Source organism: Bradyrhizobium sp. ISRA430, assembly GCF_029909975.1.
Classification (GTDB): domain Bacteria; phylum Pseudomonadota; class Alphaproteobacteria; order Rhizobiales; family Xanthobacteraceae; genus Bradyrhizobium.
Genome location: NZ_CP094516.1, coordinates 5,813,761 through 5,836,259 on the forward strand (window position 1 = coordinate 5,813,761; position 22,499 = coordinate 5,836,259).

Annotated in this window: 23 protein-coding genes; 10 read left to right on the plus strand and 13 right to left on the minus strand. The window is 65.0% G+C overall.

What is annotated here, in order from left to right:
- The first annotated feature begins 131 nt into the window (after positions 1-131).
- Entirely contained in the window at positions 132-947 is an 816-nt protein-coding gene (locus MTX21_RS27580) for an isoprenylcysteine carboxylmethyltransferase family protein (RefSeq protein WP_280967800.1), read from the plus strand.
- Positions 948-962: 15 nt separating this feature from the next.
- Here MTX21_RS27580 and MTX21_RS27585 read toward each other — a convergent pair whose 3' ends face one another.
- Positions 963-1,916 (minus strand): LysR family transcriptional regulator, encoded by a 954-nt coding sequence (locus MTX21_RS27585; protein ID WP_280967801.1) that lies wholly within the window; start codon positions 1,914-1,916, stop codon positions 963-965.
- 99 nt (positions 1,917-2,015) lie between these two features.
- Between MTX21_RS27585 and MTX21_RS27590 the strand changes: the two genes are divergently transcribed.
- Positions 2,016-3,197 carry an MFS transporter gene (locus tag MTX21_RS27590; RefSeq protein WP_280967802.1) on the plus strand — a complete coding sequence of 394 codons (1,182 nt, stop codon included), beginning with the start codon at positions 2,016-2,018 and terminating at the stop codon, positions 3,195-3,197.
- A gap of 133 nt (positions 3,198-3,330) precedes the next feature.
- On the plus strand, positions 3,331-4,896 hold the full coding sequence (locus MTX21_RS27595; RefSeq protein WP_280967803.1) for an amidase family protein: 1,566 nt from the start codon (positions 3,331-3,333) through the stop codon (positions 4,894-4,896).
- A gap of 61 nt (positions 4,897-4,957) precedes the next feature.
- Here the strand turns inward: MTX21_RS27595 and MTX21_RS27600 are convergent, their stop codons facing one another.
- Positions 4,958-5,206, minus strand: a complete 249-nt coding sequence (locus tag MTX21_RS27600; RefSeq protein WP_280967804.1) for a hypothetical protein — start codon at positions 5,204-5,206, stop codon at positions 4,958-4,960.
- Between the two features lie 216 nt (positions 5,207-5,422).
- Between MTX21_RS27600 and MTX21_RS27605 the strand changes: the two genes are divergently transcribed.
- A complete protein-coding gene (locus MTX21_RS27605; protein WP_280971172.1) occupies positions 5,423-6,295 on the plus strand; it encodes a hypothetical protein in 873 nt (290 codons plus the stop codon).
- A gap of 69 nt (positions 6,296-6,364) precedes the next feature.
- Here the strand turns inward: MTX21_RS27605 and MTX21_RS27610 are convergent, their stop codons facing one another.
- The 3 genes from MTX21_RS27610 to MTX21_RS27620 form a co-directional block, all read right to left on the minus strand.
- Positions 6,365-6,925, minus strand: coding sequence for a carboxymuconolactone decarboxylase family protein (locus MTX21_RS27610; RefSeq protein ID WP_280967805.1), 561 nt, complete (start codon positions 6,923-6,925; stop codon positions 6,365-6,367).
- 110 nt (positions 6,926-7,035) lie between these two features.
- Entirely contained in the window at positions 7,036-8,199 is a 1,164-nt protein-coding gene (locus MTX21_RS27615) for a PLP-dependent cysteine synthase family protein (protein ID WP_280971173.1), read from the minus strand.
- 51 nt (positions 8,200-8,250) lie between these two features.
- Positions 8,251-8,715, minus strand: coding sequence for an Lrp/AsnC family transcriptional regulator (locus MTX21_RS27620; protein ID WP_280967806.1), 465 nt, complete (start codon positions 8,713-8,715; stop codon positions 8,251-8,253).
- Between the two features lie 162 nt (positions 8,716-8,877).
- On the opposite strand from MTX21_RS27620, the gene MTX21_RS27625 reads away from it, so the two are divergent.
- Positions 8,878-9,891: a 1-aminocyclopropane-1-carboxylate deaminase gene (locus MTX21_RS27625; protein WP_280967807.1), complete on the plus strand. Its 1,014-nt coding sequence runs from the start codon at positions 8,878-8,880 to the stop codon at positions 9,889-9,891.
- Positions 9,892-10,172: 281 nt separating this feature from the next.
- Here the strand turns inward: MTX21_RS27625 and recQ are convergent, their stop codons facing one another.
- Both recQ and MTX21_RS27635 read right to left on the minus strand, forming a co-directional pair.
- Positions 10,173-12,038 carry a DNA helicase RecQ gene (gene recQ, locus MTX21_RS27630; protein WP_280967808.1) on the minus strand — a complete coding sequence of 622 codons (1,866 nt, stop codon included), beginning with the start codon at positions 12,036-12,038 and terminating at the stop codon, positions 10,173-10,175.
- Between the two features lie 164 nt (positions 12,039-12,202).
- Positions 12,203-12,577 (minus strand): nuclear transport factor 2 family protein, encoded by a 375-nt coding sequence (locus tag MTX21_RS27635; RefSeq protein WP_280967809.1) that lies wholly within the window; start codon positions 12,575-12,577, stop codon positions 12,203-12,205.
- Positions 12,578-12,671: 94 nt separating this feature from the next.
- On the opposite strand from MTX21_RS27635, the gene MTX21_RS27640 reads away from it, so the two are divergent.
- A complete protein-coding gene (locus MTX21_RS27640) occupies positions 12,672-13,100 on the plus strand; it encodes a GFA family protein (protein WP_280967810.1) in 429 nt (142 codons plus the stop codon).
- 38 nt (positions 13,101-13,138) lie between these two features.
- Here the strand turns inward: MTX21_RS27640 and MTX21_RS27645 are convergent, their stop codons facing one another.
- Together MTX21_RS27645 and MTX21_RS27650 are read right to left on the minus strand one after the other, a co-directional pair.
- A complete protein-coding gene (locus tag MTX21_RS27645; RefSeq protein ID WP_280967811.1) occupies positions 13,139-13,825 on the minus strand; it encodes a DUF1345 domain-containing protein in 687 nt (228 codons plus the stop codon).
- A 125-nt stretch (positions 13,826-13,950) separates the two neighbouring features.
- Complete coding sequence (locus tag MTX21_RS27650; protein WP_280967812.1) at positions 13,951-14,874, minus strand: polyprenyl synthetase family protein; 924 nt, start codon at positions 14,872-14,874, stop codon at positions 13,951-13,953.
- A 161-nt stretch (positions 14,875-15,035) separates the two neighbouring features.
- Between MTX21_RS27650 and mtgA the strand changes: the two genes are divergently transcribed.
- The 3 genes from mtgA (at position 15,036) to MTX21_RS27665 (ending at position 16,847) form a co-directional block, all read left to right on the plus strand.
- Positions 15,036-15,716 carry a monofunctional biosynthetic peptidoglycan transglycosylase gene (gene mtgA / locus MTX21_RS27655; protein ID WP_280967813.1) on the plus strand — a complete coding sequence of 227 codons (681 nt, stop codon included), beginning with the start codon at positions 15,036-15,038 and terminating at the stop codon, positions 15,714-15,716.
- Positions 15,717-15,880: 164 nt separating this feature from the next.
- Positions 15,881-16,063 carry a 50S ribosomal protein L32 gene (rpmF, locus tag MTX21_RS27660; protein WP_024509484.1) on the plus strand — a complete coding sequence of 61 codons (183 nt, stop codon included), beginning with the start codon at positions 15,881-15,883 and terminating at the stop codon, positions 16,061-16,063.
- Positions 16,064-16,214: 151 nt separating this feature from the next.
- Positions 16,215-16,847 (plus strand): hypothetical protein, encoded by a 633-nt coding sequence (locus MTX21_RS27665; RefSeq protein ID WP_280967814.1) that lies wholly within the window; start codon positions 16,215-16,217, stop codon positions 16,845-16,847.
- Between the two features lie 7 nt (positions 16,848-16,854).
- Here the strand turns inward: MTX21_RS27665 and MTX21_RS27670 are convergent, their stop codons facing one another.
- Positions 16,855-17,115 carry a hypothetical protein gene (locus MTX21_RS27670; RefSeq protein WP_280967815.1) on the minus strand — a complete coding sequence of 87 codons (261 nt, stop codon included), beginning with the start codon at positions 17,113-17,115 and terminating at the stop codon, positions 16,855-16,857.
- Positions 17,116-17,337: 222 nt separating this feature from the next.
- Between MTX21_RS27670 and MTX21_RS27675 the strand changes: the two genes are divergently transcribed.
- Positions 17,338-19,032: a bifunctional diguanylate cyclase/phosphodiesterase gene (locus tag MTX21_RS27675; protein WP_280967816.1), complete on the plus strand. Its 1,695-nt coding sequence runs from the start codon at positions 17,338-17,340 to the stop codon at positions 19,030-19,032.
- Between the two features lie 42 nt (positions 19,033-19,074).
- Here MTX21_RS27675 and MTX21_RS27680 read toward each other — a convergent pair whose 3' ends face one another.
- The 3 genes from MTX21_RS27680 to MTX21_RS27690 form a co-directional block, all read right to left on the minus strand.
- The gene (locus tag MTX21_RS27680; protein ID WP_280967817.1) at positions 19,075-20,583 is read right to left on the minus strand and encodes a tripartite tricarboxylate transporter permease; all 1,509 of its coding nucleotides are present in this window, start codon (positions 20,581-20,583) and stop codon (positions 19,075-19,077) included.
- Positions 20,584-20,587: 4 nt separating this feature from the next.
- Positions 20,588-21,073: a tripartite tricarboxylate transporter TctB family protein gene (locus MTX21_RS27685; RefSeq protein WP_280967818.1), complete on the minus strand. Its 486-nt coding sequence runs from the start codon at positions 21,071-21,073 to the stop codon at positions 20,588-20,590.
- Between the two features lie 150 nt (positions 21,074-21,223).
- Complete coding sequence (locus MTX21_RS27690) at positions 21,224-22,201, minus strand: tripartite tricarboxylate transporter substrate binding protein (RefSeq protein WP_280967819.1); 978 nt, start codon at positions 22,199-22,201, stop codon at positions 21,224-21,226.
- Positions 22,202-22,499: the final 298 nt, after the last annotated feature.

A 22,499-nucleotide genomic window follows, 5' to 3' on the forward strand; every position in this document is an offset into this window, starting at 1 on the left:
CCGCCACGACAGAAACGGTTCAATGACAGCTTGATGATCCGCAGGATCCGGGGGAAATGGAACCGGGTCGGCAGGATGCGTGACCCCCGGGGATGGCGGGCCGATTGACCTCCTCGGAGGCATGGCGTCTAGTGACACCGATTTTGAGCGGCGAGGTCAGTGCTGTGACTGACGTGAAGCTCGGCCAGGTGAACTCCGCAACAGCCGGGAATGGGATCGCCAGTTGCGGCGTCAATCCCTGGCTGGACTGGACCGCGAGAGCAGCAATATTCATCACCTACGGCGGGTCCGCGCTTCTCGGTGCCGCAGGCATTCCTCACCTGCTTCCGCTGGACAGCGTCGCCAAGCTGCTGATGGTCGCGGCCGGCATTGCAAACGTCCTTTTTCTCGGCCTGGTTACAGTGACGGCCATGATCCGGCTGGTCCCGATCATGAAGTCGAAGGGCATTGAGACGCGCATCTCAGCCTTGCTGGGTACTTTCCTGAGTATCGCGCTCGCTTTTCTTCCGAAGGCAGAGCTCGGCCCAATCTGGTCGATCCTGTCCACAGCGTTGATCATGGTGGCGACGTCGCTGTCTATTGTGGTGCTTCGCTGGTTGGGCAAGTCCTTCAGCATTCTGCCGGAGGCAAGGCGCCTGGTGACGGAGGGACCTTACCGAATCGTCAGGCATCCCCTCTACCTCTGTGAGCTAACTGCTCTGGCCGGCGTGACACTCCAAGTGCTTTCACCGCTTGCTGTGCTCATCGCCGTTGCTGTCGTGACGATTCAATGCCGGCGAATGATCAACGAAGAGCGGATTCTTCGGTTGGCTTTTCCTGAATATGACGCCTACGCCGCAAGGACGCCTTTTCTGATCCCGGTCAGATTGATCCCTACAGGGATTGAGCGATTGGCTCGTCAGGCCGGGCGGAAGCGGTTGACCAAGGCCGTCGATCCGCAAGCCTGACGCCGCGCTTCAGCCTCATCCAAGCAATTTCCACCGCCCGTCTCCCGCGCGCTTCAGTGTGGGATCATCCACGCGCACATGCTCGGCCAAAAAATCGATGAACGCGCGCACGCGCGCGGGCAGCGGCGCGGTATGGCCGACATAGACGGCGTGGATGTCTTCGCGGTCGCCGGGGTTGTAGTTCTGCAGCACCGGCACGAGCCGGCCGGCTTCGATGTCCGGGCCGATGTGGAACAGGGCGAGGCGGGCAAGGCCGACGCCGCCGAGCGTGAGGCGGCGGGCGGCTTCGCCGTCGCTGGCGCGCGCGGCCGGCGGCGGCACGGCTTCCTCGGTGCGGTCGCCGCGCTTGAACGGCCAGCCGCGGATCGAGCGCGGAAAGGTCCAGCCGATGCCGCGATGTTCGGCGAGATCCGCCGGTGTCTTCGGCGTGCCGAAGCGCGCGAGATAGTTCGGCGCGCCGACGACGACCATGCGGCTGGTGCCGAGCTTGCGCGCGACCAGGCGCGAGGCCCGTAACGGTCCGACGCGGATGGCGACGTCGGCGCGCTCCTGCATCAGATCGATCAGCGTGTCGGTCAGCACGAGGTCCAACGTGACGTCCGGATGCTGTTCGAGGAAGCGCGGGATCAGCGGCATCACATGCAGCATGCCGAACGGAATATTGCTGTTGACCGTGAGCCGGCCGCGCGGCGCCGCGCCCGAGGCTGCCTCGCGCTCGGCCTCCTCCATCTCGCCGAGGATGTTTACGGCGCGCTGATAGAAGGCCTGGCCTTCTTCCGTCAGCGTGAGCTTCCGCGTGGTGCGGTTGATCAGCCGCGTGCCGAGCCGCGCCTCCAGCCTTGAGATCAGCTTGCTGACGCCGGACGGCGTCAGGCGCAGTTTTCGCGCGGCCTGGGTGAATCCGCCCAAGTCGACGACGCGAACGAAAACCTCCATCTCGGCGGAGCGGTTGGTGTCGAAGCGGGCCATGTTGAATTCACGTCATAAATGATTGGATTGCGGACATCCTAATGTTTTTGCTGCGCTGCGGCTATCTGCGTGTGTCGTCCCTCTCATTGGAAGTCACGCATGCCTCCCGCCGTCCTCGCGCTCACCGCCGGTGCCTTCGGCATCGGCACCACCGAGTTCATCATCATGGGCCTGTTGCTCCAGGTCGCCGCCGACATGCACGTCTCCGTGCCGGTCGCGGGCTTGCTCATCTCCGGCTATGCGCTCGGCGTGTTCGTCGGCGCGCCGGTCCTGACGCTGGCAACGCGGCGGATGCCGCGGAAAACCGTGCTGCTGGCGCTGATGGCGATCTTCACGCTCGGCAATGCGGCCTGCGCGCTGGCGCCGAACTATGCGCTGCTGATGGCCGCGCGGGTGCTGACCTCGCTCGCCCACGGCACCTTTTTCGGCGTCGGCTCGGTGGTGGCAACCAGCCTCGTTGCCGAGGACAAGCGCGCCTCCGCGATATCAACCATGTTCATCGGCCTGACGGTCGCAACCCTGCTCGGCGTGCCCTTCGGCGCCTGGTTCGGCCTGATGCTCGGCTGGCGCGCGGCGTTCTGGGCGGTGACCGCGATCGGCGTGATCGCGTTTGCGGTGGTCGCCGCGCTCGTGCCGGGCCATGTCGGCAGCGGCGACAAGCCCATCTCGCTCGCAGAGGAAGTGGCGGTGCTCGGCCGGCCGCAGGTGCTGCTCGGCCTTGCCATGACCGTGTTCGGCTTCGCCGGCCTGTTCGTCGTCTTCACCTACATCCAGCCGATCCTGACGCGCTTCACCGGCTTTCCGGAAGCCGCCGTATCGCCGATCCTCCTGGTGTTCGGCGTCGGGCTTGCCATTGGCAATGTCGCGGGAGGCAGGCTCGCCGACCGTGGGCTGGCGCGTGCCCTGATCGGCACGCTCGCCGCGCTCGCGATCGTGCTCGTGGGTCTCGCTGCGGTGCTGTCGATCAAGAGTCTTGCGATCGTGTTGATCCTGCTGCTCGGCATCGCCGCCTTCGCAACCGTGGCTCCGCTGCAGCTTCGCGTTCTCGAAGCCGCGGGCCCGAGTGGCCGCACGCTCGCCTCGAGCCTCAACATCGCCGCGTTCAATCTCGGCAACGCGCTCGGCGCCTGGGCCGGCGGCGCCACCATCGATCGCGGGCTCGGTCTCTCCGCGCTGCCGATGGTGGCCGCGGCAATCACGGCAGTGGGCCTCCTGCTCGCGCTGTGGAGCCTTCGGCTCGACCGCGCGCCGGACGCGGTCGTGGCGTGCCCTGCCGAGTAGAGCGAGGGCGCACGACGATCCCAGACAATTCGGCGCATTGGCGGGCCCCCGCCAAAGCGCCATGCAGAAACGCACCTGTACACGCCCTATCGCCCTCCGTAACCTCCGCTGCGCAATTTCAGGAGAAAGCGACGTGGCGAAGAAGACGGCGACCAGGAAGAAAACGGCTTCGAGGAAATCGGCGGCGAAGACCTCGCGCAAGAAGGCGACTGTCGGCAAAGCGGCTCCTGCAAGGCCGGCCAAGAAAGCCGCACCACGCAAACCGGCCGCGCCGCCCCGCCCGAAGGGGCCGGTCTGGCAATGGTCGGCGGTCGACACTGCGGCCGCGATCCGCACTGGGGCAATCTCCGCGGTCGAGACGGTCGAAGCCCATCTCGAGCGGATGCACGCAGTCAATCCCAGGCTCAACGCGGTGGTCGTCGATCTCTCGGAAGAGGCGCTCGCGGCGGCGCATGCGGCCGACAAGCAACGCGCCAAGGGCGGCGAGCTCGGCCTCCTGCACGGTGTGCCGATCACCATCAAGGAGAATGTTGACTATGAAGGCCGACCCAATTTCAACGGCGTGCCGGCCAACAAGGACCTCATCGCGCCATCGGATTCGCCGGTCGTCCGCAATCTGAAGAAAGCCGGCGCGATCGTCATCGGGCTGACCAACACGCCGGAATTTTCCTTCCGCGGCTTCACCGACAGTCCCCTGCACGGGCTGACGCTGAACCCCTGGGATCCGAACATCACCTGCGGCGGCTCCTCGGGCGGGGCGGGTTCGGCGGTCGCCGCCGGCATCGGCACCATCGCGCACGGCAACGACATCGGCGGCTCGCTGCGCTGGCCGGCGCATTGCAACGGCATCGCCACCATCAAGCCGACGCAGGGGCGCATCCCGGCCTTCAACCAGAGCGCAACGGCCGAGCGACCGATGCTGGCGCATCTGATGTCGGCGCAGGGCCCGCTCGCCCGCCACGTCGCCGACGTTCGTCTGGCGCTCGAAGTGATGAGCCAGCGTGATCCGCGCGATCCCTGGTGGGTGCCGGCGCCGCTGGTCGGGCCGAAGCCGAAGGGGCCGGTCAAGGTTGCGCTCGCCAAGATCCCCGAAGACATGGACGTCGATCCGCAGGTCGCGGCGGCGCTGCGCCAGGCCGCCGATCATCTTGATCGCTCCGGCTATCGCGTCAGCGAGGTCGAGGTACCCGACATCAACGGCGTCTGGCAGACCTGGTGCGACATCATCACCAACGAGACGGTGGTGATGCAGGAGGCCGCGATGCTCAAGGTCACTTCGGAGGACTTCCACAAGGCATGGGGCGGCATGAAGACCGAGGCCAGCGTGCTCGACCTGCCGGCCTGGATGCGCGCCACCGCCGCGCGCAACGGCCATATCCGCGCCTGGCAACTATTCTTCGAGGACTATCCGGTGGTGCTGGCGCCGACCACGGTGAAGCCGACGCCGGGGCCGCGCGAGGATACGGTCAGCGCCGAGCGCGTACGCGAGATCTTCTGGGGCGAGATCCGCTTTATCTCCGCGATCAACGTGCTGGGTCTGCCCGGCGCCGTGGTGCCGGTGGCGTTGCATGACGGCAAGCCGATCGGCGTGCAGCTCATCGCCGGACGCTACCGTGAGGACCTCGCGCTCGATGCCGCCGCCGCGATCGAGAAGCGCGCCGGAGTCCTCACCCGTCGGCTCTGGGAACAGATGGCCTGAGCTGACACAGGGGCTTCGTGGGTCGCGCGAAGCCCCTCTTGTATCCTCGGACCAAAGAGCATCACACTCTTGCCTCGAGCACTGCTCTCGCCGCCGCAACATACTCCCGCCAATGCACGTCAGCGTAACGTTCGGCCTGTTGCAGGCAGGTGAGATCGGGCGCATGTGCCGCTGCGATCATCCGCGCAAAGCGCTCTTCGGCCACCGTCGCGCCGTCGTCGGCGACCGTCGATGCAAAGGCCGGTGCTGCGCGAGGTGCCACGGCGAGCCCGGCCATTCCGGCCAGCAAGATGCGGCGTGACGTCTTCATGGCTGTCGTCCTCCGTTGTCCGGCCTGCACTCGGGCGGGCGGATGTGTCGCTGCGAGCACGGCAGGGTAGCCGTGCACGTTCGTACAGTCCATCGGTTGCGGATGCCGCTTGACCATCGTGACGATCACGTTCCATCTAGCAGCGGTTCCGTCATCACAGCGCTTCCCGCGTCGGATTGTCACGTGTTCATCCGCAGTCAAACGTTCCGCCCGGCTTTGGGGGCTCCCGCGGCGGGGCTGCTCTGTCTAATGATGTCGGCCGGCGCCGCCTTTGCCGCCGACACCGAAGATGACGCCGCCACCGAGCCGGCCGTTCCTAACATTTATCTCGATCTGCGCACGACCTATGCGACGATCCCGGCGGGAGCGCTCGGGCTCGGCTTCGGCAACACGTCGCTGTCGGCGGCGCTCGAGGCGTTGGCGGCGCGCGGCCGCACTGCGCTGCCGAACGGCCTGCCGGCCGCGAAATCGATTGCCGTCGATCTGCCGCTGACCGTCGACGTCAGCGATAGCGTGTCGCTCTACGGCGGCGTGTCCGGCTCAACGATCGATCTCGGCGGCGGCTGGTCATCATTCGACGTCACGAGCTGGAACATCGGCATGTACGCCGAGCTCTATCAGCAGAACGGCGGGCAGATCCCGACGATCAAGCTGCAATCCACCCTGACGCAGTCGGTGCCGAACGAGCCGGGCATGACGACATCGTTCAATAACATCCTGGAACTCGACTACGCGCTGGATGAGGACGAGACGAGGGGCTGGCTTGCCGGCGTGCAATACACCTACATCGACATCGCCAGCCAGTTCGCCAGCATAAGGCCGTACACGATCCTTTATGCCGGCGGCTATTATCAATGGCCGAGCAACTGGAAGTTCACGGGACGCCTCGGCGTGCAGTCATTCGGTGGCGCGCGGCTTCTCAATCAGACGCTGGCGCAGTCCTTCACCCAACCGATCCTGCGGCTCGACCTCGACCGCATGGATGACAACGACAACCGCCTGTTCGGCATCACCGCGCAGATTGCGTGGCTGCCGAAGCCGTCTTACCAGGTGACGCTGCGCACGCCGCTCTATGCCGTGCGCAACTGACTGCAGGCATGGCGGCTGGCTGCCTCCCGCGCCTGCAAACAAGGCAGCGGAGTGATCGCGCGAGCAGTTCTACTCCGGTACCGGGACGTCGAACGTGTTCAGCGTCACAGAGACCATGCAGTAGATGCCGACGAGATAGGACAGTTCGGCCGCGCCGTGCTCGCCGAACTCCTTCACCGCCGCGCGCCAGGTTAATTCCGGCAGCACGCCGCCGCTCACCAGCGCGGAGGCCATGTCGTAGGCGACCGCCTCCTGCTTGGTGAGGTCAACCGGCCGCTGCCCGGCGACGATGGTGCCCAGCTTCTCATCGGAGAGGCCGCGCTGCTCGGCAACAAGCACATGGGCATAAAGCTCGTAGCCGGAGCGGAAATGCGAACCGGTAACGAGGATCGCGACCTCGCGCACCGGAGCCGGCAACAGCGGGTTCGCCGCGACCGCCTTGACCAGCTCCCACACCGGCTTGCCGAAACGCGGCTCACGGATCCAGGGATTCCAGGGCCCGAGCAGCGCGCCATCCTCGCGCATGTTCACAAAGCCCTTGAAGTGGTCCTTGATGCCCGCTCGCATGTCGTCATAGAGCGGCTTCTGTTCGCTACTCAGCTCTTTCGGATCGAGAATGGGCAGGCGCACGGCGGGATCTCCTCGTTGAGAAGGAGCGAGGCTCGCCCGCGGGCGCGGTGAAGGCAAGTGAAGTTGCCGTGACATCGAGCTCCGGAGCGGTGACCGTCCGAGGGCGTCGGCTATGATGCCTCGGGGCTTCGTGCGCTCTGCGGATTGGCGACGTCATCGACGGCGAGCGTCAGCGGATCGCCTGTTGCCAGGAACGACGACAAGGCGGCCTCAACGGGCGCGGGGTCGAGACCGCGCGCGTTCAACCAGGCGGGTTCGTAATAGGTCTGGCGATAACGTTCGCCGGAATCGCAGATCAGCGTCACCAGCGATCCCGTCACATTCGTCTTTCGCATCTCCGATGCGAGCCGGCACAGCGCCAGGAAATTGGTGCCTGTGGATCCGCCGACAGCCCGCCGCAGCCGCCGCGACAGCACGTTCATCGCCGCGATCGTCGCCGCATCCGGGATCTTCATCATGCGGTCGACCACGCCCGGGACGAACGACGGCTCGCAACGCGGGCGGCCAACGCCTTCAATCAGGGAGGGGCGCTCGCAAACTTGCGTGCGGTCCTGCGTGCGGAAGCAATCGAAGAAGGCGGAATGCTCGACGTCGACGACGCAGAGCCGCGTCGGATACTGGCGATAGCGTAAGTATCGCCCAATCGTCGCGGAGGTGCCGCCGGTGCCCGCGCCCATCACGATCCAGTCCGGAATCGGTCGCGGCTCGCCCTTCAATTGCGTGAAAATGGATTCGGCGATGTTGTTGTTGCCGCGCCAATCGGTGGCGCGCTCGGCAAACGTGAACTGGTCCATGTAGTGGCCGTTCAGGCGCGCGGCGAGCGCGGCGGCTTCCGCATAGAGCGTGCGGCCATCATCGATCAGATGGCAGTTGCCGCCATAGTGCTCGATTGCGGCGATCTTCTCCGCCGAGGTCGTGCGCGGCATCACGGCGTAGAAGGGCACGCCGATCATCTGCGCGAAATAGGCCTCCGACACCGCGGTCGATCCCGATGAGGCTTCGATGACCGGCGTGCCCTCGCGGATATGCCCGTTGCACAGTGCATAGAGAAACAGCGAGCGGGCCAGACGATGCTTCAGGCTGCCGGTCGGGTGCGTGGATTCGTCCTTCAGATAGATGTCTATCCCGGCGAGCGCCGGCACGATCAGCCGGATCAGATGGGTGTCGGCGGTGCGGCACTGGTCCGCCTCGATCGCGGCAACCGCCTCATCCACCCAGCCTCGACGGTAGGCCGGTGCGATCGGATTTTGCTGGCGGAAGGGGAGTGGTTGCATCGGCATTGGCAGAATCTGTCATGATGCCTATCGCGCATCAATAGCTTCCGCTCAAAACTCCAGCGGCGCGTTGTCGACCACCTCCTTCATCACGAAGAAGGTGCGGGTCTGGCGGACGCCTGGCAGTGCGATGAGCTGCTCGCCGTGGATGCGGTTGAAATCCTCCATGTCGCCGACACGGATCTTAAGGAAGTAATCGAAATCGCCGGCGACGAGGTGACAGTCGAGCACGAATTTCAGCTTGGCGATCGCCTGCTCGAACGTCGCAAAACTCTCCGGCGTCGAGCGGTCGAGCACGACGCCGACCATGACCAGCGTGCCCTTGGCGACCTTCTTCGGCGCGACCATGGCGCGGACGGCGGCAATAAAACCGTCCTCGAACAGGCGCTGGGTGCGGCGGTGACAGGTCGCCGGGCTGATCGCGACAGTTTCGGCCAGCTCCGCGTTGCTCAGCCGGCCGTTATTCTGCAGCAATCGCAATATCTTGAGATCGATACGGTCGAGTCGGGCAGGCATGGAAGAAGCTTTCGTAAAATATCATTCTGACGAAAGAAATTAGAAGACTTGCCCACCAAGGCGCAAGGATTGCGTCAATCCTGCCTTGCTTTTGAGAGCACATTTGCGGGGCCAGATGCTAGTCGCTGCGGCCAGCTCAACGCCAATCGGGATGACTTTACGATGCTGGAAAAATTCGCGCGCTATCCGCTGACCTTCGGCCCGACACCCATAGAGAAGCTGGAGCGCTTGTCCAAGCATCTCGGCGGTCAGGTCGAGATCTATGCCAAGCGCGAGGACTGCAATTCCGGTCTTGCCTATGGCGGCAACAAGCTGCGCAAGCTCGAATACATCATCCCCGATGCGATCGCCTCCAACGCCGACACGCTGGTGTCGATCGGCGGCGTGCAGTCCAACCACACCCGCATGGTGGCCGCCGTGGCGGCCAAGGTCGGCATGAAGTGCCGCCTCGTGCAGGAAGCCTGGGTGCCGCACGAGGACGCGGTCTATGATCGCGTCGGCAACATCATGCTTTCGCGCATCATGGGCGCCGACGTGCGCCTGGTCGATGACGGCTTCGACATCGGCATCCGCAAGAGCTGGGAGCAGGCGATCGAGGAGGTGAAGGCGGCCGGCGGCAAGCCCTACGCGATTCCTGCCGGCGCCTCCGTGCACAAGTTCGGCGGGCTCGGCTATGTCGGCTTCGCCGAGGAGGTGCGCAAGCAGGAGCAGGAGCTCGGCTTCAAGTTCGACTACATCATCGTCTGCACCGTCACCGGCTCGACCCATGCCGGCATGCTGGTGGGCTTCGCCGCCGATGGTCGCGCGCGAAAAGTCATCGGCATCGATGCCTCCTTCACGCCGGCACAAACCAAGGCGCAGGTGCTCTCGATCGCGCAGAACACGGCGAAGCTCGTCGAGCTCGGCAAGGACCTCGTCGCGGATGACGTCGTGCTGATCGAGGATTACGCCTATCCCGCCTATGGCGTGCCGTCGGAGGAGACCAAGGAGGCGATCCGCCTCACCGCACGGCTCGAAGGCATGATCACCGATCCCGTCTACGAGGGCAAATCGATGCAGGGCCTGATCGATCTTGCGAAGAAGGGCTATTTCGAGAAGGGCGCAAAGATACTCTATGCGCACCTCGGCGGCGCCCCCGCGCTCAACGGCTACGCTTATGCGTTCCGGAACGGGTGAGGCTTGGGTGATGCGGGTGCGACTGGCGCCGCGTCACCCTGTCGTCCCGGCCTAGTGCGCAACTGCGCACGGGGGCCGGGACCCATAACCCCAGGGAGTAGTTTGGCGAAGAACGTCGTCGCGCGTGCCCTAAGATAGATCACGCGGTATGGATCCCGGATCTGCGCTCCGCTACGGGGACAGCGCTACGCGCTGTCCGACGTGTGTGGAGGGAGTAGGGCGCGCCAACTACGGTCCGCGCCGCCGTCTATCGCGTGGGATTGGCGGGCTGCGCCGCTGCCCTACCGAGTCCTGACCAGCCGCAGCAGCTCCTCCCCGTAGTGCTCGAGCTTCTTGTCGCCGATGCCAGGGACGTTGCGCAATTCGTCGAGCGTGGTCGGCCAGGCCCGCACGATGCCGTCGATGGTGGCATCGTGCAGCACCACATAGGCGGGCACGCCGCGCTCGCGCGCGACGTCCGAGCGCCAGGCGCGCAAGCGTGCGCGCAATTCGGGATCGACATCGCCCTGGGGTGCGTTTGCCGCAGGGGCGAGATCGCCGCGGCGGGATTTGGCGCGGCTGGCGCGGACGCGAGTGCCGGGCGCCTCCTCGCGCAGCCACACCTCGGCCTCGCCGCGCAGGACGCTGCGTGAGGAGTCCGTCAGCTTCAGCGCGCCAAAAGCCTCGCTGTCGCTCTGCAAATGCCCCATCGCCACCAGTTGCCGCAGCACGGTGCGCCACTGCTTCTCGTTGAGCTCGCGCCCGACGCCGAACACCGAGAGCTTGTCGTGGCCGAACTGATTCACCTTCTCGGTCAGCCGTCCCACCAGCACGTCGATCAGATGCATCGCGCCGAAACGCTGGCCGGTGCGGTAGACGCAGGACAGCAGTTTTTGCGCCAGCACCTTGCCGTCGCGCATTTTCGGTGGTGTCAGGCAGTTGTCGCAATTGCCGCAGCTCTCGGTCATCACGACCTCGCCGAAATAGGCGAGCAGCCGCCGGCGCCGGCAATGCGGCGTTTCGGCAAGGCCAACCAACGCGTCAAGCTTGCCGATCGAGACCCGCTTGAAATCGTCGGACGCGCCTGATTCGTCGATCATGCGGCGCTGCTGCACGATGTCCGAGAGGCCATAGGCCATCCAAGCGGCGGACGGCTTGCCGTCGCGGCCGGCGCGCCCGGTCTCCTGGTAATAGGCCTCGATGCTCTTGGGCAGATCGAGATGGGCGACGAAGCGCACATCGGGCTTGTCGATGCCCATGCCGAAGGCGATGGTTGCGACGATCACGATGCCGTCCTCGTTGAGGAAGCGGTCCTGGTTGCGCGAGCGCACGCTGCTGTCGAGACCGGCGTGGTAGGGCAGCGCCGGAATGCCGGCGTCTTCCAGCGCCGCGGCAACCTCCTCGACCCGATTGCGGGACAGGCAATAGACCACGCCGGCATCGCCCATATGGCGCTCGCGAATGAACTCCTTGAGCTGCGACACCGAATTGCGCTTGTCGACGATCTCGTAGCGGATGTTCGGCCGGTCGAAGCTGGAGACGAATTGCGGGCTGCCCACAAGCTGGAGCCGCTCGACGATCTCCTTGCGCGTCAACTCGTCCGCGGTCGCGGTCAGCGCGATGCGCGGCACGTCGGGAAAGCGCACAGCGATGACAGAGAGGGCGACATATTCGGGCCGGAAGTCATGCCCCCATTGCGAGACGCAATGCGCTTCGTCGATCGCAAACAGCGCCACCTTCGCTTGCGCCAGCAGCGACAGGCAGCGCGGCGTGACGAGGCGTTCCGGCGCGACATAGAGCAGGTCGAGATCGCCCGCGATCAGGCGGCGCTCGACTTCGGACGCCTCCTGCGGCGTCAGCGACGAGTTCAGCGCGGCGGCGTTGACGCCCGCTTCGATCAGGCCCGCGACCTGGTCGCGCATCAGTGCGATCAAAGGCGACACCACGATGCCGCAGCCTTCGCGCAGCAGCGAGGGGAGCTGATAGCACAGCGACTTGCCGCCGCCGGTCGGCATCAGGACCAGGCAATTGCCGCCATCGGTGACATGCCGGATGATCTCGCCCTGTGCGCCGCGGAAGCCGGGCAGGCCGAACACCGAATGCAGCACCGACAGTGCATCGCGGCCGTCGCCGGATGCGGGCAATGGGGCGATGGAGGGCGCGGACATTGGCGAGCAGGAGCAGGGTGGTGACGATTCCGTCTCCGCCAGTGGCATGGCCGCGCTGTCGTGACAAGGTTTTTGAGGCGGCCGCGACAGCTCTTTGCTTGCGGCGTGGACGGAGCGTTCCGAGTCCCGTCCGCAAAGTGCGGTCGGGCCCAGCCGTTCCCTCGTCAGTCCTTCAGGTCATACCGGTAGGATTTCGATACGATCTGCCAGCCGTCGCTGAGTTTCATTGCGACCAGATAGTCGGTGAAATAGCGCGGCGGCAACTGGCACCTGACCTTGATGAAGGCGGTCTTGTCATCCGAACGATCGATGGTGACGATGAAATCCTCGCGCGGCTTGCCTTCGGCCTTGGCGGAAGCCCGCTTGCGCACGCGGTCGAGCCAGTCCGGCACGGTGAGCACCTGAAGCTCGCCCTTCTCGACCCAGCGCAGGTCGGCGGAGGGATGGAAGATGGCGCCGAGCTTCTCGGCATCGCCTTCGTAAAGCCCGTCAAAATAGGTCTGCACGACGGCCTCGACACTCGCACGGTTCTGGCTCATGGCTCATCCTCCCGAATGTTTGCTCCGCGAGAATTTAGTCACGCCCGCCGAATTGCGCTATGGGTGTTATCGCCGCTTGCGCGAGAGCATTGTCATGACCGGATCAGAAAAGTCGAACGCCTCCATCCTTGCCGGCGAATGCTTCTGCCGCGCAGTCCGCTTTGAGGTGGCGGACGAATTCTCCTACGCGCTGAACTGCCACTGTTCGAACTGCCGCCGCACCACCGGCTCAGCCTTCAAGCCGTTCGCCGGGATCGAGCAGGCCAAGCTCCGTATCGTCGCGGGCGCGGACCAGCGCCTCATCTTCGGGGACGAGACCACCCATGATGCGCACTGCGCCCGCTGCTGCTCGCTGCTTTATTCCCGGGTTCGCGAAGGAAAATGGGTCCATGTCGCCCTGGGAACCCTGGTCGACGCTCCCTCGATCCGGCCGAGCGCCCATATTTTCGTCGGCTCCAAGGCGCCCTGGTACGAGATCACGGACAATCTGCCGCAATATCGCGGGCACATCGCGGATGGCTGAGGCGAGGCCACAGTTCACGTCGCGCCTGAGGAAACAGCCTACGTCGCGATCGCGCTCGCTGCGATGTTGACCGTCAGCGCCAGCAGCGCCGTGTTGTAGATGAAGGAGACGATGCCGTGCGCGGTGGCGGTGCGGCGGATGGTCTTGTCGGTGATGCCGACGTCGGAGACCTGCGCGGTCATGCCGATCACGAAGGAGAAATAGACGAAGTCCCAATAGTCGGCGTGATCTTCCCTCTCGCCGCTCGGGAATTGCAGGCCGCCCGGCGGGTGACGGTAGTAATCATGAGCGTAATGCAGCGCGAAGGTCGTGTGCACGGCGGCCCAGCTCAGCGCGATGGTGGTGATTGCGATGGTCAGCTCCGACACGCCACGATGCGGCGTGCCGAGCTCGGAGACGATCGCGGCGATGCTTGCAAACGCGCCGATCGCCGTCACCAGCAGGATCACGAAACGGCCGTCGTCCTGCATCGCGGCGGCCCGGCGGATGTGCTGGTGGTCGTTGTTCAGCATCATGCCGTAGACCAGCACGAGATAGGCCGCGATCAGCGCGTCCCAGCCGAGCAATAGCCGCGTCACCAGCCGCAGCGAGCCCGGCAACAGCAGGGCGACGATGATGCCGACGCCAAGCGCGATAAAAGTCCGCGGCCGTGCATAAAGCAGTCGCATCGGCCGCGACATCTGGCGGAAGCGGACGAGGACGGGATCTTCCTTGTCAGTGGCCATGACGGCTACGGCCTTTTCGGTAGACTCTCGTTGTCGCCGCAGCGGCGGACTACCCGACATTCAAGCTGTGCTTGAATGTCGACCTCTCCCCGCAAGCGGGGCGAAGTAAAGATCGTTCCTCTCGGTCAGTTCTTCCGCTCGGCGACGAAGTGCGCAGCGGCGCGGAGCACGTCGGCGCGGTCGCCGAAGATCGAGACGGCGGTGTCGGCCCGCGCGAGCAGATCGCGCACGCGCTGCTTGGCGCCTTCGATGCCGAGCTGAGTGACGAAGGTGGTCTTGCCGAGCGCTGCGTCCTGGCCCGAAGGCTTGCCGAGCGCCGCCGCATCGCCCTCGACGTCGAGCAGGTCGTCGGCGATCTGGAAGGCTTCACCGAGTGCATGGCCGTAATCATCGAGCGCCTGGTATTCCTTCTCCGACGCCTGGCCCAGGATCGCGCCGGCGATGCAGCCGTAGCGGAGGAGAGCGCCGGTCTTCATCTGCTGCAGACGCGCGACATCGACCGGCTCGCGGTCGCCGAACCGGCCTTCGCCGGCGAGATCGAGCATCTGGCCGCCGACCATGCCGCCGATGCCGGCGCAGCGCGCCAGCGCACGCGTCAGCAGCAGCCGCACTGTGGCGTCGCGATGGACCTCGTCGCGGGTGATGATGTCGAAGGCGAGCGTCAACAGGCCGTCGCCGGCGAGGATCGCGGTGGCATCGTCGGTCTTCTTGTGCAGGGTGGGCCGGCCGCGGCGCAGATCCGAATTGTCCATCGCCGGCAGATCGTCATGGATCAGCGAATAGCAGTGGATGCATTCCAGCGCGGCGCCGGCGAGCAGGGCGGCCTCGCGCGGCACGCCGAACACCGCGGCGCTCTCGACCACCAGGAACGGCCGCAGGCGCTTGCCGCCGTTGAGGCTCGAATAGCGCATTGCGTCCATCAGCCGCTTGGGCCGGGCAATTTCATCAGGCAGGATGTCGTCCGACAGCAGGCGCCCGAGCAGGGCCTCGGTGTCATCAGCGGTCTTGTCCAGACGTTTGGCGAAATCGGACGGGGACGTGCCGGTCATCAAGAAGGGCTCCAGAACTAAAAATCGGCGGGACAATCCTTTATGCGCTCGCCTCAGTCAATCGTTTGGAAGGCCTTAAAAGTGCTGGAAAAGGCCAGAATTATCACAGGCTTAATGGCCGAGCCCGTGGCCGCGTTTGATTTTGCGCCGGAAAGGTTGCTTTGCGCGTTCTCAAGACCCTGATCGTGGTGCTTGCGATCGCGCTGCTCGCGCCCTACGCAGTTGCGCCGTTCTACCGCGCCGGCCATCCCGTTTCGACGCTGATGGCCTGGCGGTCCCTGCGCGGCGCACCGATGCACCGGGAATGGATAGATCTTTCGGCGATGTCGCCTTACCTGCCGCGATCGGTGGTGGCGGCCGAGGACGCCCACTTCTGCAGGCACCGCGGCATCGACTGGGGCGCGCTGCGCGAGGCAATTGATGACGCGCAGGAGGACGGTACGCCGTTCCGGGGCGCCTCCACCATCACCCAGCAGGTGGCCAAGAACCTGTTCCTCTGGCAGGGGCGGGATTTCGTGCGCAAGGCGCTGGAGTTTCCGCTCGCGCTGTGGATCGACTTCGTCCTGCCCAAGTCGCGGATCCTGGAAATCTACCTCAACATCGCCGAGTTCGGCCCGCGGGGCCAGTTTGGGGTCGAGGCGGGCAGCGCCTATGCCTTCGGCAAATCGGCCGCGAACCTGTCTTCTCGGGAGGCGGCCCTACTGGCCTCGATTCTGCCGAATCCGGTCAAACGCAGTGCCAAAAGCCCCGGTCCGGGCATGCGGCGGCTGGCCGCAATCTATATGGCGCGGGGGCAGGCGAGCTCGCTTGCAACCTGCTGGCGGGAAAATCGCGGATTTTGAGCTCTTTTCGGGCATATTTTCCGGTCCAAAACCCTAGCTTTGCCGCCAGCCTTCCTCTATAAGCGCGGCCTTGATCGGCATTCAGCTCGCCTCGTATTGCGGGTGCTGAGCCGTCCCCTCGCGGACGATGCCCGGAAAACACCAATCCCTAGAGGATATTGATAATGGCCGTTCCGAGAAGAAAAACCTCGCCGTCGCGCCGTGGCATGCGCCGCTCGGCGGATGCTCTCAAGAAGCCGACCTATGTCGAGGACAAGGATTCCGGCGAGCTCCGCCGCCCGCACCATCTCGACCTCAAGACCGGCATGTACAAGGGCCGCCAGGTCTTGAAGAAGAAAGAGTCCTAAAGGCTGGCGTTTTCGGTTGGGCGCGGCGACGTGGCCCCTGATTTCGGCCTATCCAAGAGCTATGATGCATTAGGTGGTGACGGCGGCGGAGCAAATGCTTCGCCGCCGCATTGTCCTGTCCGGACGTCTTGATCGAGAAGGCATTTTGCCGATGGTCGGTTTCCCGCTGCTTCTGATTCCGCTCGCGGTCTACAACATCATCGCCTTCCTGATGCCGACCGTGTCGTTCACGGACGTGTTGTTCAAGGTGCCGATGGTGACGGGCGAGGCCTGGCCGGTCACGCTCGCCGACCTCCTGCTCGCCCTCGGCGTGGTGCTGTTGCTGCTCGAGGTGGTCAAGGGGGCGCGGCCGGGGGCCAAGTTCCTGATGGATCACCTGCTGTCGCTGATCGTGTTCGGCGCGGCTGCGGCCGAATTCGTGATGTGGCCGAAATTCGGCAACTCCACCTATTTCCTCCTGGTGCTGCTCGCGATGGCCGATTTTCTCGGCGGCATCGCCCAGCGCACGCGCCGCCGCATCACCTATGTTCCTGCCGAGGCCGTGACGACGCCGCGCAAGGCCAAGCGCCAGGCCGAGCCGCCGGCGTCGGCGGACGAGATCTTCCAGCCGAAGCACGAGCCGGCGCCTGCGCCGGTGCCGCCCGCGCCTTCGGCGCAATCGGTCGCCGAGTCCGTGCTGAAGGATCATCCCGCACCGAAGCCTGCCACGCAGTCGCCGGAAATCCCCTCGCCGGATTTACAGCCGGGCAACGGCACGCCGCCTTCCGACACGCCGCCGCGCTGATTTTCCCTCAAGCCACCTGCCGCGTGCGGGCGCCGACGCTGGGCAATGGGCACTTGCTGCCATAGGCCGTCCGCGCATCCTCGGGCGAGGCGCGGCGCAGCCGGCTGGTCTGGGGCAGGTGCTCGGCATTGGCGATGAGCTGGGTGACGAAGCTCGAATCCGGCCGCGGCAGCGGCACCTTGCGTGCCCACTGCAATGTCTGTGTCAACGGCACCAGGGCCGTGCCTGTGCCGCCTTCTGCCTCATCCGATCGATCAGTACTCAACATCGCAAATCACCGTTGATCTGGCGGAACTGTCGCGTTTCGGGACGCTGACGCCGCTGCGTGTCATGTACTCGCAAGGCCTATGCCGGCCGGACCGGTTTGGTTCCGACCCCGCCTTCGAACGTGGTTTCCAAATTGTTTATGAACTTTGCCTAGGGTCGAGAGCGAATCTGGCTCTATCCTGTGCCGGCTCAGGACTCCCCGCTGTCCCGAAACGAGGCGAATTTGACCCCTGCATTGCCGCAAGCCTCCGCAATCCTGGCCGGCCTCGGCCAGGCCGTGTTCGTCTGGGACCTCGCCAGCGATGCCATTGTCTGGAGTGAGCATGTCGATGCGGTCTTTCCCGGCATCCCCACTGAGCGGCTTGCCATCGGCGCCGAATTCGCCAAGCTGATCGAGCCCGCGCAATCGCTGCGCGCCGCTGCGCTGGCCCAGACTTCGGCCGTGCATGGTGCCGACGGCACGCCCTACCGCGTCGAATACGGCGTGCGCATGAGCGCCTCCGATCCCGTGGTCTGGATCGAGGAGACCGGTCGCTGGTTCGCCGGCCCCGACGGTCGCCCGGTGCGGGCTCAGGGCATCGTTTGCATCAACAATGAGCGCCACGCCCGCGACGAGGAACTGGCGAGGCTGGCCCGTCTCGATCCGCTGACCGGCGAGCTCAACCGTACCCATCTGATCGCGGCCCTGGCCGAGGCGATCGAGGAGGCGACCCGTTTCCGCTCGACCTCGGCCTTCATGCTGCTCGGCATCGATCATCTCGCCCGCGTCAATGACGCCTTCGGCTTCGACGTTGCCGATGCCGTGATCCTCGACGTCGCCAAGCGCATCCGCGCGCGCCTGCGCGGCGGCGACGTGCTCGGCCGCTTCTCCGGCAACAAGTTCGGCCTGATCCTGAAGAACTGCACCATCGACGACATGAACGTCGCCGCCGAGCGCTTTCTCGCCGGGATCCGCGACGAGGTTGTGCCGACAAGGTCCGGGCCGGTCTCCGTCACCGCCTCGATCGGCGCCGTCAGCGTGCCGCGCTATGCCCGCAGCACCGATGAGGCAATCAACCGCGCCCATGAAACGCTAGACGCCGCCAAGCGCCGCCGCGCCGGCTCCTTCGCTGCGTGGCGTCCGAACGCCGAGCGCGACGCACAGCGCCGCGTCAATATCCGCGTCACCGACGAGATCGTGACTGCGTTGAACGAACGCCGCATCCTGCTCGCCTACGAGCCGGTGGTGGCCGCAGGCACGCGCGAGGACGCATTCCACGAATGCCTGGTGCGGATGGACCAGGGCGACGGCCAGGTGCTGCTCGCGCCCGACATCGTGCCGGTGGCCGAACGGCTCGGCCTCATTCGCCTGGTCGATCACCGCGTCCTCGAGCTCGTGGTCGCCGAGCTCGCCGCTTCGCCCGATGTCCGGCTCAGCCTCAACATTTCGCCGGACACCACCATGGATCCGGACTGGTGGGCGGGAATCGAGTCGCTGATGCATGCCCATCCCGGCGTTGCCGAGCGGCTGATCGTCGAGATCACCGAGACGGTGGCCATCCAGGACATCGACGACGTCCGCGCCTTCGTCGGGCGCCTGAAGCATTTCGGCAGCCGCATCGCGATCGACGATTTCGGCGCCGGCTACACCTCGTTCCGCAATTTGCGCAAGCTCGGCGTCGACATGGTCAAGATCGACGGCGCCTTCGTGCAGAACATCACCCATTCCGCCGACGACCGCGCCTTCGTGCAGACCCTGATCGACCTCGCCCGCCGCCTCGACATCAAGACGGTCGCCGAATGGGTGCAGGACGAGGAGGCAGCAAGCATGCTGCGTGACTGGGGCTGCGACTACATCCAGGGCCGCCTGATCGGGCTGGCGTCAGCCGAGCGACCATGGGGCGCTCCGCCGAACAATGCAGTACCTGCGGCGGGGTAGGGATCGTGGGGGTGGGTTACCTGACCCACCCTCCAAATCTCCTCACGCCCCTTCGTCCAATGCCACCAGCTCGCGCTTCTTGCGCAGCGACGGCAGCAGCGGCGCGATCAGCAGCACCAGCGCGAGCGCAAGGCACGCTGCCGAGATCGGCCGCTGCACGAAGGTCCAGAGATCGCCCTGCGAGAGGATCAGCGACTTGCGCAAGTTGTTCTCCATCATCGGTCCCAGCACGAAGGCCAGCACCAGCGGCGCCGGCTCGAAGCCGAGCTTGCGCATGAAGTAGCCGATGGCGCCGAAGGCAATCATCACATAGACGTCGAACACGTTGTTGCTGGAGCAGTAGACGCCGAGGATCGTGAACAGGATGATCAGCGGGAACAGGATGTTGTAGGGCAGCTTCAGAAGCTGTACCCACATGCCGATCATCGGCAGGTTGAGCACCAGCAGCATCAGATTGCCGATATACATGCTGGCAACGATGCCCCAGAACAGACCTGGGTTTTGCGTGATGAGCAGTGGTCCCGGCTGCAGGCCGTGAATGACGAACGCCCCGAGCAGCAGCGCCATCACCACGTTCGGCGGGATGCCCAACGTCATCAGCGGAATGAACGCCCCGCCCGCGGCCGCATTGTTGGCGGACTCCGGACCTGCGACGCCCTCGATCGCGCCATGGCCAAAGCGCTCCGGCGATTTCGACAGCCGCTTCTCCAGTGCATAGGACGCAAACGACGCCACTACTGCGCCGCCGCCCGGCAAAATGCCGAGCAGGAAGCCAAGGAGCGTGCCGCGCGCGACGGGGCCGGCGCTGGCCTGCCAGTCGGCCCTGTCAGGCAAAAGCTGAGTGATCTTCGTGTTGATGATGTCGCGCTTGATGGCCTGCTCGGTGTTGAGCAGCACCTCGGCGACGCCGAACAGGCCCATCACGACGGGCACGAGACCGATGCCGTCGATTAGTTCCATGCGGCCGAAGGTGAGGCGCGGCTGCGCCGTGATACTGTCGAGCCCGATCAGCCCGAGCACGACGCCGATGCAAGCCATCAACAGCGCCTTCGGCATCGAGCCTTGCGTCAGGAAGGTGAGCACGACGAGGCCGAGAACCATCAGGCTGAAATACTCGGCGGGCCCGAATGCGATCGCGATGCTGGCGAGCTTTGGCGCCACGAGCATCAGGGCGACGAGCGCAAATGTGCCGGCGATGAAGGAGCCGAAGGCGGAGATGCCCAGCGCAGGGCCCGCGCGCCCCTGCTTCGCCATCTGGTGGCCGTCGATGCAGGTCACGACGGAAGCCGCTTCGCCGGGGATGTTGACCAGGATCGAGGTCGTCGAGCCGCCATACATCGAGCCGTAGTAGATGCCGGCCATCATGATGATGCCGGACTCCGGCGTGCCTGATAGCGTCACCGGCAACAGCAGCGACATCGCCGAGATCGGCCCGATGCCGGGCAATACGCCGACCAGCGTGCCGATGAAGACGCCGATGAAGCAGTAGAGAAGGTTGATTCCCGTCAGCGCGACGCCGAATCCGTGCGCGACATTGGCGAGCGTATCCATGCGGTCAACCGATCCCGAGCAAGCCCGAGGGCAGTTGGATCAACAGCAGGCGCTTGAGCACCCACCACATGCCGACCGGAACCAGCACGGCGATCGGAACTGCCAGCGTCCAGCGCACGGGATCGATCACGCGCAAGAGCAGCAGCATCAGCGGGATCGACGACAGCAGGAAACCGAGCGGCTCCAGTGCGAAGGAGAACGCGGCGAGGCAGGCGATCAGCAGAAGCGGCTTGGTCCAGCGCACATTCTCCCAGCGGGAGGCCAGCGTCGGCCCGCCCTCGGTGACCGCCGAGACGATGATCGCGCCTGCGAACACGCACATCAGAATCCCCGTATAGAACAGCACGTAGCCGGAGCCTGGATCGTTGATGGTGCCGAGCTTGAGCTTCAAACCCGACCAGATCACGAAGCCTCCGAGCGCGAACCCGATCAGCCCGCCCCAGAGTTCGGAATTGCTGAGACGGAGTTTGACGTTGGTGTCATTATTCATGCGCAGCGCTTTCGGATCGCCTTCGTTCTGAGGTGGCGGAGCGCAGCGCAGCCCTCGAAGGGGCGGCGGTACCCCGATCCATCCTTCGAGGCGAGCCGCAAGTGCGGCTCGCGCCTCAGGATGACGCCTTCACTTGCAGTCGCCACGGTCTTACTTCCTCGCAAGCCCGAGCGTGTCGATGACCTTGCGCTCGGACTCCGTGACCTCGACGACGAACTTCTTGTAGTCCTCAGTGTTCTTGTAGTTCGGCACCATGTCGTACTTGGCGAGGGTCGCCACCACTGCCGGGTCCTCTACCGCTTTCTTAAAGGCGTCGTGCAGCTTGGCGACGATTTTCGGGTCCATGCCCTTGGGCCCGGCGATGCCAAACGGGGAATCGTAGACCATGGGATAGCCGAGCTCCTTCAGGGTCGGCACGTCGGGATAGTTCGGCGAGCGCGAACCGGTCCATACCATCAACAGCCGGAGCTTGCCGGCGTCGACCAGCGGTCGCCATCCCGTGGAATCGGCCTGCAGCATGGTGTGCTGGCCGAGCACCGCGGCGTTGGTCTCCGCGCCGCCTTTGAAGGGGACCTGTGTGAGCTTGATTCCGGACATTGCGGCGATCTGCTCCATGCCGATATGCAGCGAGGTGCCGGTGCCCGGTGTCGCGTAGGTCACCTTGCCCGGATTGGCCTTGGCGAACTCCACCACGTCCTTCCAGCTCTTGAACTGCGAGTCCGTACTGGTGGTGACGCCGAAGGTGTAGCCGGTGAGATGAACGATGTAGCTAAAATCCTTCGCCGGATCCCATGACACTTCCTGCATCAGGGGTAGGCGGAAGACGGTGATCGGAATCTGGGAGATGGTGTAGCCGTCCGGCTTCGCGGCCGCTGCCATGGTCGCTGGTCCGACCGTCCCGCCGCCACCGGCCTTGTTGTCGATCACGATCGGCTGTCCCAATACTTTCGAGGCGCTGTCGGCGATCGCGCGCATCGAGATATCGGTCGATCCGCCGGCCGGCCATGGCACAATCAGCGTGATCGGTTTGCTGGGATAGTCCTGTGCACCGGCTGTGGTCGCGAGCAACGCGCCCATGACAGCATGTATGGCGGCAAATGCGATCGTCTTCAGCCCGTATCGCGACATCGAAACTCCTCCCTCGCAGCGGCCTCATTCGGACCGCCGTTTCTCGTTCTTGTGACGCGATTGTCCCTGAAATCACGAGAGAAGAAAAGCGCATTGCTCGGCGCGCGCGTGCGGTTGAGGTGGCAATCCCGCCAGAAATGCCGCGTGCGACAATTGGTCGTTCGGACGCGTGCCGAGACACGGAATTTGGCATGGGGCGCGATCGGCAGACGACGCGTTTACGCGCCTGCGAGGCAGGCAGACTTCAGGAGCGCCACCCCACGCCTGCTTTCCTCCGGGGCGCGCGAACCGCTTACGC

Excerpts from the sequence above, each read along its gene's own strand:
- MTX21_RS27680 (WP_280967817.1), bottom strand. The coding sequence starts at position 20,583 with ATGGATACGCTCGCCAATGTCGCGCACGGATTCGGCGTCGCGCTGACG.
- MTX21_RS27590 (WP_280967802.1), top strand. The coding sequence starts at position 2,016 with ATGCCTCCCGCCGTCCTCGCGCTCACCGCCGGTGCCTTCGGCATCGGC.
- MTX21_RS27670 (WP_280967815.1), bottom strand. The coding sequence starts at position 17,115 with ATGTTGAGTACTGATCGATCGGATGAGGCAGAAGGCGGCACAGGCACG.
- recQ (WP_280967808.1), bottom strand. The coding sequence starts at position 12,038 with ATGTCCGCGCCCTCCATCGCCCCATTGCCCGCATCCGGCGACGGCCGC.
- MTX21_RS27645 (WP_280967811.1), bottom strand. The coding sequence starts at position 13,825 with ATGGCCACTGACAAGGAAGATCCCGTCCTCGTCCGCTTCCGCCAGATG.
- MTX21_RS27665 (WP_280967814.1), top strand. The coding sequence starts at position 16,215 with ATGGTCGGTTTCCCGCTGCTTCTGATTCCGCTCGCGGTCTACAACATC.
- MTX21_RS27620 (WP_280967806.1), bottom strand. The coding sequence starts at position 8,715 with ATGCCTGCCCGACTCGACCGTATCGATCTCAAGATATTGCGATTGCTG.
- MTX21_RS27615 (WP_280971173.1), bottom strand. The coding sequence starts at position 8,199 with ATGCAACCACTCCCCTTCCGCCAGCAAAATCCGATCGCACCGGCCTAC.
- MTX21_RS27585 (WP_280967801.1), bottom strand. The coding sequence starts at position 1,916 with ATGGCCCGCTTCGACACCAACCGCTCCGCCGAGATGGAGGTTTTCGTT.
- MTX21_RS27685 (WP_280967818.1), bottom strand. The coding sequence starts at position 21,073 with ATGAATAATGACACCAACGTCAAACTCCGTCTCAGCAATTCCGAACTC.
- rpmF (WP_024509484.1), top strand. The coding sequence starts at position 15,881 with ATGGCCGTTCCGAGAAGAAAAACCTCGCCGTCGCGCCGTGGCATGCGC.
- MTX21_RS27690 (WP_280967819.1), bottom strand. The coding sequence starts at position 22,201 with ATGTCGCGATACGGGCTGAAGACGATCGCATTTGCCGCCATACATGCT.
- MTX21_RS27635 (WP_280967809.1), bottom strand. The coding sequence starts at position 12,577 with ATGAGCCAGAACCGTGCGAGTGTCGAGGCCGTCGTGCAGACCTATTTT.
- MTX21_RS27625 (WP_280967807.1), top strand. The coding sequence starts at position 8,878 with ATGCTGGAAAAATTCGCGCGCTATCCGCTGACCTTCGGCCCGACACCC.
- MTX21_RS27640 (WP_280967810.1), top strand. The coding sequence starts at position 12,672 with ATGACCGGATCAGAAAAGTCGAACGCCTCCATCCTTGCCGGCGAATGC.
- MTX21_RS27600 (WP_280967804.1), bottom strand. The coding sequence starts at position 5,206 with ATGAAGACGTCACGCCGCATCTTGCTGGCCGGAATGGCCGGGCTCGCC.
- MTX21_RS27650 (WP_280967812.1), bottom strand. The coding sequence starts at position 14,874 with ATGACCGGCACGTCCCCGTCCGATTTCGCCAAACGTCTGGACAAGACC.